We start from the raw sequence: 15805 nt of genomic DNA, 5'->3' as shown, positions 1-15805 counted from the left end.
GTGTCGTGGTGTGATTGCGTTAGCGATTGAGGCTTTGTTTGAGCTCTTTTGGACAAACCTCAATGGTTTTGAAGACCTTTGAGGTTTCCAAAAAGCGAGTGCCGAAAGCGCGGCGCTGGCTTCTCAGGAGTCTGTCGGCTCAATAATTTCGAGCCAGCGCAACGCCCTGGTTATCGTGCAGGGCAAGAATCGGAACTTTCGAGTGAAACGCGAGCTTTTTGGTCATGCTCGTGTGGAACAGGCTTTCAAAAAATCCTCGTTTGTGGTTCAGCAATGCGAGCAAATGGGTGTCGTGCTTTTCGATAAATTCAAGAATGCTTTGTTCGACCTCATCGCTTTCGACGATGTGAAACCGGACGTTTTCGTTTTTCATGAGCAGCTTCCAGTCGGCTACGACCACTTCCTTCACATCGGATTGCGCGCTTTTGACGTGCAAACAATCGACAGACGCCCCAAAAGCAGCAGCGATGGGCAACAACTTTTTCAGTGCGGGAAGATCCTGTTCGGCAAAACGCGTTGTAAAGGCGATTTTCTCGATGGGTTTGTAGGTTGCGTCCTCGGGAACACCCAGAACGAAAGCGTCGGTACGTGTCATGACGCTGGCCGTGGTCGTCCCTAAAAAAGCAGCGGCAGCCCCGGTTGCGCCTTTGGTTCCCATCACCACGAAATCGATGTGGTCTGTTTTGACATGCTCGAGGATGGTGTTCACGAGATCCCCGTCGAGCAGGACGTTGTCTATCGGGACATCGCCACAATCATTTTCAATCGCGATTTTCCTGAGCACCGGAATTTCGCTTTTGTAGTTTTCGAAATTCGCCAACTCGACCGTGTCGTACACTTCCATGAGATAGGCCGGAACATCGATATAATCGACCATCGGAATTTCATAAACGTGAAGCGTGACGATCCTGGCATCGAGTTGTTTGGCCAGTTTGAGCGCGTATACGAATGCGTTATGGGAAGTTTTTGAAAAATCGGTTGGAAAAAGGATTTTTTTGCTCACGTCGAAATGGTATTGGTTGCGGGTTGGAAACGTCGAAAGTATTCTCCTCTTAAAATTACGCAATGCGCCCAACAGTTGAGGCGACGTTAGGATTTATTTGAGATTTTACTTTTCTACCTTTGCGGAATGATTTACCACGACAATATCGTTGCCCTCGCTACTCCGTCCGGGGCCGGGGCAATAGCCATCATCAGGGTTTCGGGTGTGAATGCCATTTCGATAGGTGCATCGGTATTCCAATCGGTGCGCGGCAAGGATCTCAGCAAACAGAAATCGCATACGTTGCATTTGGGCCATATAAAGGACGAAGCGAAAATACTAGACGAAGTCCTGGTGTCGGTATTCAAGGGGCCCAATTCGTACACGGGCGAAAATACGATAGAGATTTCGTGCCACGGTTCGACTTACATCCAACAGCAAATCATCCAATTGTTGCTGAGGAAAGGCTGCCGCATGGCGAATCCCGGAGAATTTACGCTGCGCGCGTTCCTGAACGGCAAACTCGATCTTTCACAGGCTGAGGCGGTGGCTGACCTGATCAATTCTGACAACGAAGCCGCCCACCAGATTGCGATGCAGCAAATGCGCGGTGGTTTCTCGAACGAAATCGCTCAGCTCCGTCAGGAACTGCTGAATTTTGCGTCGTTGATCGAACTTGAGCTTGACTTTTCGGAAGAAGATGTCGAATTTGCCGACCGCACACAGTTTCGCCAATTGCTGGAGAAGATCGAACGCGTGCTCAAGCGGCTCATCGATTCGTTTGCTGTCGGAAATGTGATAAAAACCGGTATTCCGGTGGCGATCGTCGGCGAGCCAAACGTCGGAAAATCAACGCTGCTCAACGCACTTTTGAATGAAGAGCGCGCGATTGTTTCGGAAATTGCAGGCACGACGCGGGATGCGATCGAGGACGAACTCATCATCGAAGGAATTTCATTCCGATTCATCGATACTGCGGGAATTCGCGAAACCAGGGATGTCGTTGAAAGCATCGGCATCCAGAAAACGTTTGAAAAGATGGCGGCCGCCCAGGTGGTGATGTTGCTTGTGGATGGCAGTCGGCTTTTTGACCTGGCGTCGGTTGCGGAGGTCAGTACCGAAATCGAGAAAATCCGGAACCAGCACCCGCTCAAACCGCTGCTTGTAATCGGCAACAAGGCGGACATGCTTGATGTGGATCGCCAAAAACTATTGACATCGGAAATCCAGGGATTACATTTGATTTCGGCCAAAAACAATATCGGGATCGACGATCTCAAAAAACAGCTGATTTCGTTCGTGAACACCGGAGCGCTGCGCAATAACGAGACGATTGTTACCAACGCGCGCCATTATGACTCGCTGTTGAAGGCGCTTGAGGAAATCCAGAAAGTGAGGTTTGGGTTGCAGTCCGGATTGTCGTCCGATTTAATGGCGATCGATATCAGGGAGGCGCTTTACCACTTTGGCATGATCACGGGCCAAGTGACCAATGACGAGCTGTTGGGGAATATTTTCGCGAATTTCTGCATCGGGAAATAATTACGTAAACATCGCAAATATCGACCGCCACACGATCTCCTGGCAATTGACAAGGCGCGAGGTGATCGGCCAGTCCAAATCTGCACAAAAATTTTTATCAAATTCCAGCCTGTAAACATCCTCATGAATATCGTCGGATATTGGTTCAAATGCGTTGGCCAGAATTACCTCGAACAAATCTTAGGTGAGATTCCGATACAATTTGGGCCACAATCGTGCCTGCGATATCCCGAATAGTGTAAGGTAAACACTGCATGCGTGCCCTACTTTTGACTTATAACTTAAAAGCAACACACATGTCAGTATTAGAAAACAATCACTCCGAAGGCGAACTCGCCGAAAAAATCGAAAACCAAACCGCCAAACTACCGTCCGATCTTTTTCTTTGGGCCGCACTCGGTGCCATGGCGACATCGGCAACGCTCAAATGCATTGGAAAAAGCCACACCGCACTATTCGTAGGCCAATGGGCAGCTCCGTTTTTGCTTTTGGGCGTCTACAATAAACTGGTAAAGCTCGAAGGGCATGACCGCAACGACCGCAACGAAGAATAAAGGGGAGTTCAGGCGGCTGCTCGAGCGCGACGTAATTTATATGCCCTAGCGCGAATGTCTTCTCAAATTTTACTCTTCTCTTGAAAATGCTCCGTATATCGGACACCGCTAAACGCTGTCCAGTTTTGGTGGCCTAATAGTCATCATCAATGCACCCTCGAGCGTCATTGCCTTTTTTTTAAATCGAAATTATACTCTTATGAAAATATTATTGAAAAACAAACTTTCCATTTTGGCGATCGGCGCCATGCTCGTCATGGGCTGTAAACAACAGTCTGACGAAACGAACATGGATGGTGCCGAAGGTGCGGATGCTACCGAAATCTCATCCGGTGACCAAAATATGGAAGTTCCCACCGATACTACGGCTGCCGAAATGGAACAACAAGTGCCCAGCGGCCAACAACGCACCACAGATGGTTCGTCCGGAAACAACGGTTCCAACGATGGCAGCTCGCCTGATGGTGCCGACGGTAACAATGGTTCGGGTTCCGGCAGCGGAGGTTCCGGGTCAGGCGCTCCGAATCCGTAAGATCGTTACGGTTACTTCCAAATATTCCTTTGAGCCGAAACAACAATTTTTACTTACATCTGATACATTCCGAAATGATTCCGTAAGGATCCCATCCGGAATTATCGCAACAACTTCACTATGAAAAAAGCACTTTTATTGCTGGGAGCCATCCTATTTTTTGGCGTAGCCTCAGCCCAGACGGATACCCGTTCCACGAAAAAATCGAAAACGGAACAGAAAGCCACGAAATCGAAAGCAAAATCCGAAAGGACGAACACGGTAAACTCGCCTTCTGATTCGATGACCGACGGCAATTCGATCAATCGGAAAAACAACAGCGGCAATCCCGACGTAAACGGAACCGGAACTTCGGGAAACCGCAATGACAATCCTGGCGGAACAGGATCAAATGGAAACGGGACGCCAAATACCAATGGCGGGACCACTTCTCCAAACGGAACCGGGACAACTCCGGGAAATAACGGATCCCCAACTTCTCCAGGTGGTCAATCACCTGGCGGCACCCAACCAGCGAGATAACAAGAAAGCCCCAATGCCGGGGCTTTTTTTTTGGCAAATGCGTTGCTGACGAGTCCGTATTTGTTAGGCTAAAGCGGGCTGGTATGGGTTTCCGGCTCTTCGGCCTTGGCGACGGTCATCACCACAACGAGAATTTCAACGACGCCCAATACAACGTGCGGCAAATACATCTCATCGGCAAAACCCAACAACCAGGGAGACGATATCAGCAAAATACCGCTGATGAAATCGATGGCAAGATGTATGCGAAACGGGATGAGCTTAACAAGTGAAGTCTCGTATTTGGTCACCAGACTGTAAACAATGGTAATCGCCGCGAGAACGAAAAATATACGTGAATATACTGCAGTCGTATCCCACCCGCCTAAAAACGGCAGGGCGATGAAAAGGCCGGCTACCAGATAATCCAGGATGCCGTGCATTTTAGTGGTAATGATTTTCATTTTTTATCGGATTTAATTATGCATCCCAAAGATCCTCCCGAAATTTAAAAACGGGTTACAGTTTATAAAGTTAAGCAGGTAAAATTAGGGCTCATTCGACGGCGCGTTTGGTTTCGTTAGGATCGTATTTATCGCCTTTCGCCAATACATGCAACGACAGGTTGCGCACCGAAACGGGAAATCCTTCCTGGACTTCGGAGACATTGGTGTTCCCGATGGACCGCCCGTCGACGATCATCACAGAACCTTCCCCTACGACTTCCAGGCAGTCATCGCCCCATAGCAATATTCCGGTGTTTTCCGAAAGGCCGATGCCCAGCACAGACGAATTGGCGGCAATGACCTGGACGAGTCGCCCAATACGGCCGCGTCTCATAAAATGGGTATCGAACGTCATCGAATCGATCAGGCCAAAACCTTTTGCTGTTTTCACATTTCCTTTCAAAACCGACGACTGACCGCGCCCTCCGACAATCATGACGCTTGCCACAGCGGCTGCCCCGGCAGAAGTTCCCGCGTAAAGAAAATCGTCTTCCTGCAAGCGCGAAACAAGCGTTTTCAGGAATGGAGTATCGCCTAACACTGTCGTCAGTCGCAACTGATCTCCTCCGGTAAAAAACGCGACGTCTGTATTTTGCAGACGCTCAATCAACTCAACGTCGAAGGCCGCCTCTCGAGAGGTAATCGACAGCGTTCCAATGTCAGATGCACCAAGAATTTGGAAAGCGTTTTGGTACACGCGCCCCAGCTCATCGGGTAATGCAGAAGCAGCGGTGATAATCTCGATACGGGACCGGATTCCTTTTTTGGATTCAGATACGACGCGCCGCAATATACCGTCATCCCGAAAACTGGTATTCTCGTGTTCTCCACGGTCTTCCGCACCACCGATGATGATAAGTTTTGCTTTAGGCCGGATAAATTCGTTTTCCATAGCTCAAAAGTATGGCGGTGGCGCGCCGAACCTTTTATACGATTGCGACGTGGAAGGGTATAATAAGGAAAGCCTGTATCGGACCTCAAAGCGGATGAAGACTGTACAATTTCTCCCGTTCGCGGGTGTTCGTTACAAGTACGATCCTGGCCGGTAGCTACATAGTACCTCAAAATGATTCTATTGTGTAAAACCTCGTGATTCCCGTGTTCTACTTTTACCAAAAGCCCTGGAGCGCTTCTTTTGGCATCTCCTGAAAGTTGGCCAGAAGGCAAAGATGAATCGAAACAATTAAAAATTAAACTATGAACGCAGACAATCCCAACACCTTTCTCAACCAAGACCAAGAGGAAATCCACAACGCGCCGGAGCCGATCGAAAGAGAGTCGGACTTCGATGAAATAAACAAAGATCCCCTTGAGGATGACAGCGACGGGTTCGCGACCGAAGACGAACAGTTCGACGACGACCTCATTAAAGAAAATCCAGATCTCGGTTCAACCGAAAACGAGGAGGCCGGTGATGCCCGCTACGGCGATGACTTCGACTCAGATGATGACGACCGGGATGGCAGTCGCATCACCGAGCAACTCTGAAGGTCATGGGTGCCTAAAAAGTCCTGACGAACACCTCAGCGGACCGAACCTCGGACAAAATTTGGTTGCCGGACGAGACAACGCATCCTGAAAAGAACACGCTTAAAACAGAAACTCCGGAAATATTCCGTAATGGCGCGCCCGAAACTTTGGTATCGGGCGTCGCTGTTTTACGGGCAGAGCAAGGCAAACATCCGTTCAAAGAGTACGGTATACCATTTAGCGATCGCCGTCAGGAAGCTCAGCGTTCCAGTCGATCTCCAAGACTTCCTTCAACGATTGGCGCAAGGTAGCGAAAGAGCCGGTTTGGTACTGTGTAAACGAACATGTAACTCGTTCCAGGTATTTGGAGGGATTTGGCGTAAATAGTGGTCAGGCATTACTTTGCCGTGCTACAAGCGACGGACCTTGCACAAGGGTGAGGTCGCTGATTATCTTAGCGGCTTCAACGGCGTTGTCCACCGGTATAAAGAGGTAGCTGTAAATGGGATGGTCAAAATACAACTTCTTGAAGTCGTCCAGGTTTTCATGAAACCCAGCATACAATAATTTATATTGCCTGGGTAGCGTGACATAACAAGCAATGCAGAGAAAAAACTCTCCATGGCATAAACCCAGATTCCTGTAGCGTACTTCAAGACAATCGTACTTTTTTTTCTTACCTTCCAGGACATGAGGTGTTGCGGGTTCCAATGCCATAAAAATTGAATTTAGTGATGTAAAAAAAGAAATCGCATTTGGCGACTTCATCAACTTCTACGTCAAAACTGCATAGGACCGGAATAAAGCGAAAAATAAAATGTTCCGTAGCAAGATCCTGACGTGAGCGCCGATCTTACACCAGCAGTGTGGGAAAAAAATAGAAAAGAAATAGGTATAACAAACCAAAGTGTAGGAAATCGGCGATGTATACCCTTTACGAGATAACCAAAGTTACTAAAATAATTGAAACATCGGGATTTGCGAATATTTATTTTTGACAAAAGTGACATTTTGCACATGCCCGCACAAATTTTAAGTATAAAAACCCGGAAAATCCATTGCGGCCTCAATACTATTGCGTAATTTGGTATTACGGCTTCCGATAAACGGTGGCCCTTACATAAAAAGGTAGAAAGTGCTTTTGGGCGCTTTCTACCTTTTTTTGTTTTCTAAAAATCACGCTATGAAATATACCATCTCTTATCAGGTGCCCGTGCTGCCTCAGCGAATCGTGATGGATTACCTGGACAGTAACAATATCGAGTTCCAATACGGAACGCGAGGCGAAATTGAATTGCAAACATCGCTTTGCGAACAGAAAATATCGGAAATGGAACATTTTTTCATCCATTACGGTATTGAAATCATCCGAGACGAAAAAGTTTTCCTGGCGCAGCGAATCAAGGACGTCCTGGCAGAGATCGCATATGATGACAAGCGCCTCAAAAAGACGTCGTCGTGCCACCTTGCCGACCACATGGGCTTCAGTTATGCCTACCTCGCCGGAAGTTTCGAGCGCAGCACTTCCTACACGATCGAAAAATACCTCATCATGATCAAGGTCGAGCGGGCCAAGCGACTCATCGTGGAGGGCGAACTGACAATTAAGGAAATAAGCATGCTCATGAATTACAGCAGCGCCGGTCACATGTGCAAGCAATTCAAGAAAACGACCGGTCTTTCGGTCACTTCCTTCCGACGTATAATCGATTATAAACGAAATAGAGTCGTCAGGCTGTAAATCTTCTTGGGTTAATATCCCACTTTTTCTAGCGGCATAACCAATAGGATTTACTCCTTTTTTGACTCGGATGTCTGCAGCAATCGTTCCACTACTGCCCTTATCGCGCGCATCTTGAACGGTTTTTCGACAAATGCCTCTGCACCCGCGAGTCTAGCCAGTTTTGCAATGTGCATGCTCGCCGATATGATCAGGATCGGAACATGAGCGGTCTGAGGCCGGCCTTTGAGGTAACGGCAGATATCCAAACCGTCCACGCCCGAGAGTTGTTTGTCAAGAATGAACAAGTCCGGCGTCTCGAAGGCATCGTTGAGCAACGGTTCCCCATTGGTAAAAACAATCACCTCGTAATTGATCCTTTCGAAGATAAGACGCACTGCATCCTGGATTCCGGGATCGTCGTCCGTCAGGATTATTTTTTTCTTAGCAGTCATCGGCAAAAGGTTTAGAGTGTATCAGGTCAGTTGCGGCAGTGTGAAGCAAAATGTCGAGCCCTCCCCTTTTACGCTCGTCACACTCATGGTTCCTTCGTGATTGAGCACAATGCTCGAGGATATGAATAAGCCAAGCCCGAGGCCTGAGAACGTGCTGGCCTGCGCATCGCTGGAACGATAAAACCGGTCGAAAATCATCGATTGGATTTCTTCGTCTATACCGATTCCAAAATCTTTCACGCACACGATGACCTGATTGTCCTTGGTAACGGCGTCGATGATGACCTTGTCGGATTTTGGGGAATACTTGACAGCGTTGCCGATTAGGTTCGTCAGTACCTGGCGGATGCGGGCACGGTCGGCGAACACGAATGCTTCATCGGAAACCTGGATCTCGAACTGATGGCTGCTCGCCGCGGACATCGAGTCGGCCACCTCATAAATCAATTGGTTCACGTCGAATTTTGTCGGGAAAAGCTTCATCTTGCCGTTGACGATGCTCGTGGTATCGAGCAACGCATGAATCAGTTCGGTAAGGCGGTCCACCTGGCCGTCGAGTTTGTGCATCAACCCGGAAGAATTCAGGTCGCCCGCTTCGGCAAACATTTCTTCGAGGATTTCTGCGTAGGCCTTGATACTCGTTATAGGCGTTCGCAATTCATGGCTCGCAATGCCTATGAACGCGTCTTTCTGCTCCTCAAAAATCCGTCTGTCCGTGATATCGATCAGGCTGCCCATTAACGAGGCGTTGACGGTATCGTAAGGCGGAATGAATTGCCCGCGCATCAGCATCCATTGTATGCCTTTCTCGGGATGCTCCATCCTGAATTCCAGTTCAATGCCCGAGTGATCTGCGGCGGCCTTTCTCACGGCCCGATGCACATATTGGCGGTCATCGGCATGTACCATCTCGAGAAATATGTCGAGTCGCCATTCATCGCCGGGATCGAGGTATCCGGTGAGTTCAAGCAGTTCCGGAGTGGCGATTCCCTTCATGTTTACCAGGTCAAATCCCCAAACGCCTACCCTGGCGGCGCGTTGGGAAATCTCCAATTGTATTTGCTTGTCGCGCAATCCCTTTTCTGCGGCGATGCGATCGGTTATGTCGTACATCACGCCTACCATCCGTTTGGCCACGCCGTCTACGCTTTCCACTACCCTGCCGTATCCACTCATCCATCTTATCGTCGCGTCCGCCTGCACGATACGGAAAGCGTCCATCTGAAACAGTCCACCGACGACGGCTTTGGCCAATTCGCCCATGACCATTTCCATATCTTCGGGATGGACGAATTTCGCGAAAAACGCAGAATCGAGCGACTGATTTCCGGGACTCAGCCCTACCAGTTGAAAGTGCTGGTCGTTCCATTGCACGACGTCATCAACAATATTCCAGTCCCAGGCGCCCATATTGGCGCTTTGAAGGGCCACGCGGTTGCGCTCTTCAGAAATGGCAAGCGCTTCCTCAGCCTGCTTTTGCTGGGTCATGTCCCTCGCAATTTTCACGTAACCGGTAAGGACGTCATTGTCGTATATAGGCGCCATTACACCGCTTGCGTAGAAACGTTCGCCATTGCGCCTCAAATGCCAGCGCTCGTCTTCGGCCCTTCCTTTTTCCCTGCGTTCCTGAATTCGAGTTCCGGTATTCCGTCGGCGCGATCTTCCAGAGTGAAGATGATGTGGGCGGACTTGCCCAATATTTCTTCCTCGGGATAGCCGAAGATTCTTGATGCCCCACTATTCCAGCCCTCGGTCTTTTCTTCAGTGTTGTAGGTCATGATGGCAAAATCGGTTGCGCTTTCCACGGTGACCCGCAACCGTTCCCGACTTTCGTGCAAGGCGTATTCCGCTTGTTTCAGATTCTCGATATCCGTAGCCGAACCGAACCATCCGATAATTTCACCAGACTCGTTGTGCAACGGCACGTTCCTGCCGATGAACCAGTTGTAATTGCCATCCTTGTCGCGCAATCTGTATTCCGTATCGAATGTTTTCCCGGCATCCAACGACTGTTGCCAACGTACGGTAGATTCCGGCGCGTCTTCCGGGTGCACGATCGCTTCCCATCCCAATCCCGCGGATTGCTCGTAGTTCAGCCCACTATAGGTGTACCAACGTTCATTGAAATAATTGGCCGTTCCTTTGGTGTTGTTCGTCCATATTATTTGAGGGACCGCGTCGGTCAACGTCCTGAAGCGGGCCTCGCTCTCGCGTTGCGCCTGTTGTGCCTGCTTGCGTTCGGAAATATCCTGGGTGATGCCCACAAGGCGTGCCTGGTTGCTTTCGGGGTCGGCAGGCATCACAACTCCGCTGCTGCTGAACCAAGCTTCTTCTCCGGTAGCCGGGTTGATGATCCGGAATTCGGACGAATAGGGAACTCCGTTTTCCAACGAGGTGTTTATTGCGTTCAACGTCGCATCTGCATCATCCGGATGGATGAGTTCCAATATGTTTTTGACGTTGGCGGGCAGCGGATAACCCACTACCGCTTCCATATTCTCGGACCATTCGAACAACTTTGTCCTGGAATTCATTTCCCATGCGAATATTTTGCCCGTATCCATCGCCTGGCGCATGCGCTGGTGTGCGATATCCAGCGATTTTTCGGTTTCCTTTCGCGCGCTGATGTCCAAAAAAGTCACTACCACGCCTTGTATCCTATCGTCTTCTGTGCGATACGGTGAAAATCGCACAAAAAAGACCCGGCCGTCCGTGAGCGTCATTTCCTGTTCCACTATCAGTAACTTGTCGAGGACGACCTGTGCATTTTCCAACAGATTATCGTTTTTCAACCGGTTGGTTATATCGGCCAACGCACGACTTTGGTCCGACGGGATGAAATTGAAAATCTCGAGCGTAGGCGGCGTATACAACACCACGTGGAAATTTTTGTCGAGGAAAATCGTACCGATATTGGCCGAATTCATCAAGTTTTGCATGTTGTTGCTGAAATGCGAAACCTCTTCGACCCTGACTTTCAATTCCTGGTTTACCGTGCGCAGCTCTTCATTGATACTTTGGAGTTCTTCTTTGCTCGTCTCGAGTTCTTCCGTAGAGGAACGCAATTCTTCGTTCATCGCCTGAAGTTCCTCGTTTGTGGCCTTCAACTCTTCTGTCTGGACTTCATATTGGTCGCTGGAAGCGCGAAGCTGTGCCTTGACCCGGATGAGCTCTTCCTCCAATTGGCTCGCCAGCGGTTCGTCACTGGAGTAGATGCGCGCCTGGGAATCGTCGTCATTGCTTTGCTCGAACAGGATGAGCAGGAATCCATTGGCGGCATCGGTTTCATTCAGGACTGGCCGTATTTGTATCGTGATGGTTTCTATCCTGTCGTGTATGGATACTTTGAGATTTCGTGCCTCGGTAGGCATGTTCCTCTGGATGGCCTGATAGAATGCGGTCCTGAGCTCGAGCCTGAGTTCCGGCCTGACCAATTTCAACAGGTTTTTCGAAAGCTCGCCTCCGCCCACTTGCAGGTAGCGTCCCGCGCGGTCGGTGAGATGGACGATGTCGAATTCGGTATTTACCACGATCGACGGAGGCGCGTACTGCTCCAGCAATTGTTGATGCAACTCGCCATAAGTGATCCGTTCCTGAGCTTTTTTGTCCTTTTCGCTTTTGACCGAGGAACGCAGGTTTATCTGTGGAATATGGGCAAAAACCGGTTCACTCACCGGTATCGAGCGCTTGCCGATGGCCTGGCTCTGGTAGAGCCGATCTTCCCTGTTGAGCAAGGTAAAAAGGTTCCCGCTACCGTCAATGGACTCCGATGTCCCTAGAAATAAAAAATACCCTGGCTTCAACGCAAAATGAAGCGTTTCGATCACCCGTTCCTGAGCCGTCGTATTCAGGTAGATGAGCATATTGCGGCAACTCGCCATATCGAGGTTCGAAAAAGGAGGATCCTTGAGGATGTTGTGCGTCACGAAGATGACCATTTCACGGATTTCCCTTTTCACGAGGTACTGCTGGCCTTCGAGCGTGAAAAACCGTTGCAGCCGGGCCGGGGAAACGTCGGCGGCGTCGTTGATCGTATACAGGCCGGCGCGCGCGGTACCGATGGCGGCCTCATCGATATCCGTAGCGAAAATCTGGACTTTGGGCGGATCGATCATTATGGCCAGGCGTTCGGCGCAAAGCATCGCCAACGAATAGGCTTCTTCTCCCGTGGCGCAGCCCGCCACCCAAATGCGCACCTGGTCCATTCCTTTCTTTTCCTGGAACAGGCGCGGGATGATATCTTGTTCCAGAGTTTCAAAAGCCTTTTTGTCCCTGAAAAAGTTGGTCACTGAAATCAGTAGGTCTTTCAACAAGCTCTGTGTTTCCTCGGGATGCTTGATCAAAAAATCGGCGTAAGCGGACAAGCCCGATAAGTTCCTGATATTTATCCGGCGCTCGATACGGCGCAACAACGTCGGTTTTTTATAATTGGAAAAGTCGTGACCGGTCTGCAGTCGAAGCTGGACAAATACGGTGCGCAGGGAATCGGCCAGATCTTCTTGCCTTTCTTCGAGTTTTTCGGGAATGGAAACGGTGCCCAGGCTGTTCTTGTAGCCTAGAATGACCGAAGGAAGTTTCGCCACCGAAACGATATCGTCTATGAGACCGGTGGCAATGGCATTGCGCGGCATGTCGTTATAGCTGGCTTCGCGCGGATTTTGAACGAAAGCGGCGCCACCGTTTTCCTTGATGCGTTTGATGCCCATCGACCCATTGGCGCCGGTCCCGGATAATATTACGCCAATCGCTTTTGGGCCGTGGGATTCCGCCAAGGTCCGAAAGAAAATATCGATGGGCGCACGACGGTCCTGGGCGGTAAGGTTGGGCGACACCGTGATATGTCCGTCTAGCATTTCAAGATGCATCTCTGGAGAAACCACATAGATATGGTTCGGCCTGACCTTGACTTTCTCTCTTACCTGGACCACGGGAATCAACGCCACCTGACCCAGGACATCGGCAAGCTGGCTGTCGTATTCAGGTGGCAGGTGAAGTATTGCGACATACGCTATATCGGAATCGATAGGAACATTCTCAAAAAACGACTGCAGTGCCTCCACGCCTCCCGCAGATGCACCAATCCCTGTAACCAGGAAATTGGGAGTTTCATTTTTCAGTTCTACCTCGTGCGTGTCTATGTCTGAAGTTTTTTTCAATGTGTTGGAATTATTTGGGAAAAAGTACGGATGACCGGCTACGTTAAGACAGTATCCGCGTACTCTTTTTTATAAATGCCACTTCGCGTATGGCATCCATTCGGCTCAACGAATCATTTGCCCCGTTGAAATAGGCGGCAGCGGCGGTCGGATCGTTCATTTCGGCGAAATGGTCGCCAACTTGGTTCAGCAGCATTATTTTTTCTTCTATCCCACGGATGGCGCCATAAAGGCTGTCTTCTATATTTTCGGCCAAAGCCGACAGCAGGGATTCCGCGGAGAACGCGTGACCGGTGTGGCATCGGAATCGTGCACGTCCGCCCTCGGTAATTTTCGATAGGACGCCGTGACACTCCGGACACGTGAACGGGGAAAGTTCGCCCATCTCGTACAGTCCGGACCGGAACGCACTGGCGCCCTCGGCCGTGTCGATTTCTTTTGAGATAACGATGTCGCCCGCCTCCCCTGTCGTCGCTTCGGGAATCGCTTCAAGGCCTAATTCCGCAATGAGATCGACCATTTCCGAAACCGGCAATATGTAGTCGACCTCGACCTCGCGAATGGCGCTCTCGGGCATAGACCGAACCTCGGCTTCGGCCGGATCCTGCACGATCACCGTTCCTCCACGGCTTTTTATCGTCCAAAGCCCCGCGACGCCATCGTCAAGCGCACCCGAAAGAATGATGCCGATGACCCGATTGCCAAAACTGTAAGCTGCAGACCGAAAGAGCGGATCTACGGCCGGGCGAAACAGATTTTCTTTCGGCCCGTGCGTCACGCGGACGATGTCGTTGTCTATGATCATATGATGATCCGGAGGCGCGACGTAGATCCGCGATCGCTCGATCCGTTCGCCGTCTACCGCATGAGCGGCTTGCAACGCCCCACAACCGTCCAGTACCTCGGGCAGGAAGTCGCTTACTTCCGGCGAAATATGCCAAACGATGAAGACGCTGAGATCATGCGCCTCCGTAAATCTGGAGACGAGCAGTTTCAGCGAATCGAATCCGCCAGCTGAAGCGCCAATGACAATGATATTTCGTCTGTTCATATAAGTATTCTTAAAATGCTGTGGAAACGGGCAGGTAACAATAGAACATACTTCCCGATTCGGGGCTGCTGTCGGCTTTCATAAAGCCCTGGTGCAACCGCGCGGCCTTTAGTGCAAGGGCCAGCCCCATACCGCTGCCGCGATACGAACCCTGCGGGTGCAATCTTTCGAAAAGCCCGAAAATGCGCGTGCTGTATTCTTGTTCGAATCCGATTCCGTTGTCTTTGAAGGTCAGTACATAATATTCCTCATCCCGTAACGCCTCCTCGTACGGGATCTCATTTCCCGGGATTTTTTCACAGCTGATGTGAATTTCAGGAGCCACATCGGGCCGGACAAATTTGAGCGAGTTGCCCAACACATGTCGGAACAATTGCCACATTGCCTTCGGATACCCAAGAATCACAGGTAAGTTCGCCAGGTAGAGTTGGGCATTGGTCTGGTCGATCAGGGATTTGAAATGCCCTGTCATTTCCGACAGGATTGCGGACAAATCGACCCGCTGCAATGTCTCGCCTGCGCTCAGCGATAAATAGTTCGATACGTCGTCGGTAAGCAGGCTCATCCGCTGGACACTTTCCTGTATGCGCCTGAAGTAGCCGCGCCCGCTGTTGGTAAGTTGATTGGCCTCGTTGACTTTGATATATTCTACAAACGTGTAAATTTTACGCAGCGGTTCTTTTAAATCGTGGGCCGCGATTTTAGCGAATGTAGCCGTTTCCTCATTGGCGTGCTGGAGCGTCGTATATTGGGCATGAAGGCGTTGATTGAGTTCGCGCAATTCGTTTTCGGCTTTGACGCGGTGGGCCACGTCGTGAATGATCTGGAGAACTCCTGTCACCTCCCCGTTCTCACTCATCAACGGTACGAAATGGGCTTCGAAATGGCCCGGTAGATAAAATCCAGGTCCGCAAGGAAGGAACGTCTTTCTTCCGCTTAACGCCTCCTGCAACGCATACTGTAGATTTGGCGTTTGCCTGGCCGCCGGAAATACATCGAAAAAATATTTTCCGATCACGGCCTCGTTGCCGAAGCCGCTCCAAATCTCGGTGATGGCATTCCACGAGCGGATTTTCAAGTCCCGGTCCAGAGCTACCAGGCTATCGATGCTGGCATTGGCGATGCGCTCCGCAAGATTGGCCTTTGCCTTGTAATCGGTGTCGTTCTGGTGATTTGATATGTCCTTGTGCTGCGTCATATCATAATTTGTAAGTCGGGCTCGGGAACCCGCGATATATAACTGCATGACAACTATATCCAAGAACCCTGACTCCGGAATGTATAATTGGGAAATGCTTTGATACCCTAGGCGAATGCATGCAACCGTCCGGTATGC

At 50.1% G+C, this 15805-nt stretch carries 15 protein-coding genes; 6 read left to right on the top strand and 9 right to left on the bottom strand.

The features are described 5' to 3' along the window. Nucleotides 1–139: 139 nt before the first annotated feature. The gene (locus HC229_RS11225; RefSeq protein ID WP_191020578.1) at nucleotides 140–1003 is read right to left on the bottom strand and encodes a universal stress protein; all 864 of its coding nucleotides are present in this window, start codon (nucleotides 1001–1003) and stop codon (nucleotides 140–142) included. Nucleotides 1004–1129: 126 nt separating this feature from the next. Between HC229_RS11225 and mnmE the strand changes: the two genes are divergently transcribed. From mnmE to HC229_RS11205, 4 genes are all read left to right on the top strand, one after another. After that, nucleotides 1130–2524, top strand: a complete 1395-nt coding sequence (gene mnmE, locus HC229_RS11220) for a tRNA uridine-5-carboxymethylaminomethyl(34) synthesis GTPase MnmE (protein WP_191020577.1) — start codon at nucleotides 1130–1132, stop codon at nucleotides 2522–2524. Nucleotides 2525–2820: 296 nt separating this feature from the next. Next, nucleotides 2821–3078 carry a hypothetical protein gene (locus HC229_RS11215; protein ID WP_191020576.1) on the top strand — a complete coding sequence of 86 codons (258 nt, stop codon included), beginning with the start codon at nucleotides 2821–2823 and terminating at the stop codon, nucleotides 3076–3078. A gap of 199 nt (nucleotides 3079–3277) precedes the next feature. Next, nucleotides 3278–3610, top strand: a complete 333-nt coding sequence (locus HC229_RS11210; protein WP_191020575.1) for a hypothetical protein — start codon at nucleotides 3278–3280, stop codon at nucleotides 3608–3610. A 120-nt stretch (nucleotides 3611–3730) separates the two neighbouring features. Next, on the top strand, nucleotides 3731–4132 hold the full coding sequence (locus HC229_RS11205; RefSeq protein ID WP_191020574.1) for a hypothetical protein: 402 nt from the start codon (nucleotides 3731–3733) through the stop codon (nucleotides 4130–4132). A 68-nt stretch (nucleotides 4133–4200) separates the two neighbouring features. Here the strand turns inward: HC229_RS11205 and HC229_RS11200 are convergent, their stop codons facing one another. Together HC229_RS11200 and HC229_RS11195 are read right to left on the bottom strand one after the other, a co-directional pair. After that, complete coding sequence (locus HC229_RS11200) at nucleotides 4201–4575, bottom strand: SPW repeat domain-containing protein (RefSeq protein WP_223845588.1); 375 nt, start codon at nucleotides 4573–4575, stop codon at nucleotides 4201–4203. A 91-nt stretch (nucleotides 4576–4666) separates the two neighbouring features. Beyond that, nucleotides 4667–5509 carry a cyanophycinase gene (locus HC229_RS11195; RefSeq protein ID WP_191020573.1) on the bottom strand — a complete coding sequence of 281 codons (843 nt, stop codon included), beginning with the start codon at nucleotides 5507–5509 and terminating at the stop codon, nucleotides 4667–4669. Nucleotides 5510–5814: 305 nt separating this feature from the next. Here HC229_RS11195 and HC229_RS11190 point away from each other — a divergent pair, with 305 nt between their 5' ends. Further along, complete coding sequence (locus HC229_RS11190) at nucleotides 5815–6105, top strand: hypothetical protein (protein ID WP_191020572.1); 291 nt, start codon at nucleotides 5815–5817, stop codon at nucleotides 6103–6105. Nucleotides 6106–6477: 372 nt separating this feature from the next. On the opposite strand, the gene HC229_RS11185 is transcribed toward HC229_RS11190, so the two are convergent. Further along, a complete protein-coding gene (locus HC229_RS11185; RefSeq protein WP_191020571.1) occupies nucleotides 6478–6804 on the bottom strand; it encodes a hypothetical protein in 327 nt (108 codons plus the stop codon). Between the two features lie 466 nt (nucleotides 6805–7270). Here HC229_RS11185 and HC229_RS11180 point away from each other — a divergent pair, with 466 nt between their 5' ends. Then, nucleotides 7271–7828, top strand: coding sequence for a helix-turn-helix domain-containing protein (locus HC229_RS11180; RefSeq protein WP_191020570.1), 558 nt, complete (start codon nucleotides 7271–7273; stop codon nucleotides 7826–7828). A 50-nt stretch (nucleotides 7829–7878) separates the two neighbouring features. Here HC229_RS11180 and HC229_RS11175 read toward each other — a convergent pair whose 3' ends face one another. The 5 genes from HC229_RS11175 to HC229_RS11155 are packed head-to-tail and all read right to left on the bottom strand — an operon-like array spanning nucleotide 7879 to nucleotide 15667. Next, the gene (locus HC229_RS11175) at nucleotides 7879–8262 is read right to left on the bottom strand and encodes a response regulator (protein ID WP_191020569.1); all 384 of its coding nucleotides are present in this window, start codon (nucleotides 8260–8262) and stop codon (nucleotides 7879–7881) included. A 21-nt stretch (nucleotides 8263–8283) separates the two neighbouring features. Further along, a complete protein-coding gene (locus HC229_RS16665) occupies nucleotides 8284–9846 on the bottom strand; it encodes a PAS domain-containing sensor histidine kinase (RefSeq protein ID WP_255508181.1) in 1563 nt (520 codons plus the stop codon). Further along, complete coding sequence (locus HC229_RS11165) at nucleotides 9843–13418, bottom strand: CheR family methyltransferase (protein WP_191020567.1); 3576 nt, start codon at nucleotides 13416–13418, stop codon at nucleotides 9843–9845. Before HC229_RS11165 ends, HC229_RS16665 begins: the two co-directional genes overlap by 4 nt. Before the next feature lie 43 nt (nucleotides 13419–13461). After that, nucleotides 13462–14469, bottom strand: coding sequence for a chemotaxis protein CheB (locus HC229_RS11160; RefSeq protein WP_191020566.1), 1008 nt, complete (start codon nucleotides 14467–14469; stop codon nucleotides 13462–13464). Between the two features lie 10 nt (nucleotides 14470–14479). Beyond that, complete coding sequence (locus HC229_RS11155) at nucleotides 14480–15667, bottom strand: sensor histidine kinase (RefSeq protein ID WP_191020565.1); 1188 nt, start codon at nucleotides 15665–15667, stop codon at nucleotides 14480–14482. Nucleotides 15668–15805: the final 138 nt, after the last annotated feature.

Origin of the sequence: Flavobacterium selenitireducens (assembly GCF_014748335.1) — a bacterium.
GTDB lineage: Bacteria > Bacteroidota > Bacteroidia > Flavobacteriales > Flavobacteriaceae > Flavobacterium > Flavobacterium selenitireducens.
The sequence above is the reverse complement of the archived record's forward strand: the minus strand, read 5'-3'. Positions and strand labels throughout refer to the sequence as shown.

What these genes read in the sequence shown, in the direction of transcription:
- mnmE (WP_191020577.1), top strand. Translation starts at nt 1,130, where the DNA reads ATGATTTACCACGACAATATCGTTGCCCTCGCTACTCCGTCCGGGGCC.
- HC229_RS11215 (WP_191020576.1), top strand. Translation starts at nt 2,821, where the DNA reads ATGTCAGTATTAGAAAACAATCACTCCGAAGGCGAACTCGCCGAAAAA.
- HC229_RS11210 (WP_191020575.1), top strand. Translation starts at nt 3,278, where the DNA reads ATGAAAATATTATTGAAAAACAAACTTTCCATTTTGGCGATCGGCGCC.
- HC229_RS11205 (WP_191020574.1), top strand. Translation starts at nt 3,731, where the DNA reads ATGAAAAAAGCACTTTTATTGCTGGGAGCCATCCTATTTTTTGGCGTA.
- HC229_RS11200 (WP_223845588.1), bottom strand. Translation starts at nt 4,575, where the DNA reads ATGAAAATCATTACCACTAAAATGCACGGCATCCTGGATTATCTGGTA.
- HC229_RS11195 (WP_191020573.1), bottom strand. Translation starts at nt 5,509, where the DNA reads ATGGAAAACGAATTTATCCGGCCTAAAGCAAAACTTATCATCATCGGT.
- HC229_RS11190 (WP_191020572.1), top strand. Translation starts at nt 5,815, where the DNA reads ATGAACGCAGACAATCCCAACACCTTTCTCAACCAAGACCAAGAGGAA.
- HC229_RS11185 (WP_191020571.1), bottom strand. Translation starts at nt 6,804, where the DNA reads ATGGCATTGGAACCCGCAACACCTCATGTCCTGGAAGGTAAGAAAAAA.
- HC229_RS11180 (WP_191020570.1), top strand. Translation starts at nt 7,271, where the DNA reads ATGAAATATACCATCTCTTATCAGGTGCCCGTGCTGCCTCAGCGAATC.
- HC229_RS11175 (WP_191020569.1), bottom strand. Translation starts at nt 8,262, where the DNA reads ATGACTGCTAAGAAAAAAATAATCCTGACGGACGACGATCCCGGAATC.
- HC229_RS11160 (WP_191020566.1), bottom strand. Translation starts at nt 14,469, where the DNA reads ATGAACAGACGAAATATCATTGTCATTGGCGCTTCAGCTGGCGGATTC.
- HC229_RS11155 (WP_191020565.1), bottom strand. Translation starts at nt 15,667, where the DNA reads ATGACGCAGCACAAGGACATATCAAATCACCAGAACGACACCGATTAC.